General features: G+C 77.4%; 1 protein-coding gene. It reads left to right on the forward strand.

All coding sequences use genetic code 11. The annotated features are described in order from the left end of the window. Nucleotides 1–239 (forward strand): type VI secretion system baseplate subunit TssG (locus CVH10_RS23990; protein ID WP_181244751.1); only part of this gene is annotated, 239 nt, incomplete at both ends.

Raw genomic sequence — 239 nt, forward strand, 5'->3', positions numbered from 1 at the left:
GCGACCAGGACGGCGCGGCGGACGGCCTCGCGGCGGCGAGCTTCGCCCTGGTCGGCCTGGCCGACGACCGCCTGCGCGGCGAGACGCCGAGCAACTGGAGCAAGATGCTGGCCTATGCCGGCCGGCTGGCCGGTCGCTCGCGCTCGCCGGATGTGGTGGCGGGCATCGTCGGCCACTGCTTCGACCTCGGCGGGGGCGGGGTGGAGAGGGGGGGGGCTCGGCGGGTGGGGATTCCGCCC

Origin of the sequence: Halomonas sp. ND22Bw (genome assembly GCF_003011945.1) — a bacterium.
GTDB classification, from domain to species: domain Bacteria; phylum Pseudomonadota; class Gammaproteobacteria; order Pseudomonadales; family Halomonadaceae; genus Halomonas; species Halomonas halophila.